A 1,221-nucleotide genomic window follows, 5' to 3' on the forward strand; every position below is an offset into this window, starting at 1 on the left:
TGTTTTAACGATAATCTGGCCATTGCCTACATTTGCATTCTGGGTCGCTATTTTGATGACGGTAGCGGGGCTAGTGACAATTACGAATTCTAAGCCTTTGAAAGTAGCGTTTTCCTTTAACGTAGTTATCGGGGTTATTGTTTTATTGCTGTTAAGCAACTTGCTCGTGAGTTACGTGGCTACATTTGTTTCGTTTAGTAGTCTTGGTTCACTTGTCGTTGATACTCTCAGATTTCCTTTGCTTATCTTATTCGGAGTTGTTGCTTTTCGATTGCCTTGGAAGAAGCAGTAAACACTATGAGCGATAAGTACTAATAGGTTCGGATGATGAAAAAAGGCTGTGTTTGAATGAACACAGCCTTTTTGTTTCAAAGGAAAACTTGCTATACCAGAGGCAACTTATGCAGGCTCAACATTGAAGATAAACTTGTTAATGGCTTTGGCAACGCCATGCTCGTCATTGCTTGCAGTGATGTAATCAGCAATTCTTTTAGTTTCATCCATAGCATTTTCCATCGCAACTCCAACACCTGCGTATTCAAGCATATGGTGATCATTTTCAGCATCACCCATACAAATCACTTCTTCCGCGTTAAAGCCAAGATGTTTCGCTATTGCAGCGATTCCCACACCTTTATTTGAATTTGGATTAAGGAACTCTAGGAAAAAAGGCGCACTCTGTACAATTGTGTATCTAGAGTGAAGCTCTTGAGGTAACTGGCTGATTATTTCTGTTAGCTTACTAGGCTCTGCCACAATCATAGTTTTGATGACTTCGTGGTCATCTTCTAACTGGGAAAAGTCATACTCATTGATCGTTAGTCCATTGATTCGAGCTTCAATCGCTGTGTATTCATTATTTTGCGGAGTGATCAAACCATGAACTTTACTGAACGCATGTACATAGCCGCCAAGTTTTTCGGCTATGTCAGCAATTTCTTTGGCTGACTTGCCATTACTAATTTCGTTGTGGATCACTTCTTTAGTGGATACGTTTTGCACCATAGAGCCGTTATAAAATAGTACAAAATCATCTTCGCCATTGATTTCTAGCTCATCTAACTTACTTTGCATACCTTCTAACGGGCGACCAGAAGCGAGTACAACTTTTACCCCAGCAGCACGTGCAGCGCTGATGGCTTCTTTAGTTTCTTGAGAGATGACTTTTTCACTATTTAATAGAGTGCCATCCATATCAAGTGCGATCAGTTTGTACATAAG

1 protein-coding gene and 1 pseudogene are annotated in these 1,221 nt (G+C 40.2%); one reads left to right on the forward strand and one right to left on the reverse strand.

What is annotated here, in order from left to right:
* Positions 1–292: pseudogene (locus L4C33_RS22350) on the forward strand (DNA mismatch repair protein MutT); the annotation flags it as partial.
* A 107-nt stretch (positions 293–399) separates the two neighbouring features.
* Here the strand turns inward: L4C33_RS22350 and L4C33_RS22355 are convergent.
* Positions 400–1,218: a Cof-type HAD-IIB family hydrolase gene (locus L4C33_RS22355; RefSeq protein WP_428814571.1), complete on the reverse strand. Its 819-nt coding sequence runs from the start codon at positions 1,216–1,218 to the stop codon at positions 400–402.
* Between the last annotated feature and the right edge of the window lie 3 nt (positions 1,219–1,221).

The organism is Vibrio makurazakiensis, from assembly GCF_050337375.1.
Lineage (GTDB): Bacteria > Pseudomonadota > Gammaproteobacteria > Enterobacterales > Vibrionaceae > Vibrio > Vibrio makurazakiensis.

Bases quoted from the DNA above. Each gene is read 5' to 3' on its own strand.
- L4C33_RS22355 (WP_428814571.1), bottom strand. From the start codon at position 1,218: ATGTACAAACTGATCGCACTTGATATGGATGGCACTCTATTAAATAGT.